At 35.7% G+C, this 403-nt stretch carries 1 pseudogene; it reads right to left on the bottom strand.

The window, feature by feature from the left end:
- Positions 1 to 275 (bottom strand): annotated as a pseudogene (locus tag ACO0K1_RS20310) (recombinase); the annotation flags it as partial.
- Positions 276 to 403: the final 128 nt, after the last annotated feature.

The raw sequence follows: 403 nt of genomic DNA, 5'->3' as shown, positions 1-403 counted from the left end.
TTAATAGCCTCGGCATAAATTTTTTTACGAGCAATAATATTTTCTCGTTCCAATTTTAATTTTTTTTGGTCTGCAATTAACTCTTCCTGCATTTTATGGAAATCAATTTTTGTAAACTCACGATAAAATTTTTTCTCCCTAGTGGCACTATTAATATATGGGGTTAGGTGCTCACGAATTTTATCTCGTATGCTATCAATGGATAATCTTTCACCGACACTAATTTCAATACGATCAATCATTTCATTAATTTTTTTCTTATAACTGGCAGTCATAATCCCCCTATGTCAGGATAGATGTCGCGTCAATTAATTCACATCAACCGTATTGGGGCGGAGTAAAGACATGCAGTGAATCGTTATCCAGCAGAACGCAAGGAGGCCATCCTTAAGCAGATGATGCC

It is taken from the genome of Undibacterium sp. SXout20W, from assembly GCF_049340285.1.
In the GTDB taxonomy this organism is placed as follows: Bacteria; Pseudomonadota; Gammaproteobacteria; order Burkholderiales; family Burkholderiaceae_D; genus Undibacterium.
The sequence above is the reverse complement of the archived record's forward strand: the minus strand, read 5'-3'. Positions and strand labels throughout refer to the sequence as shown.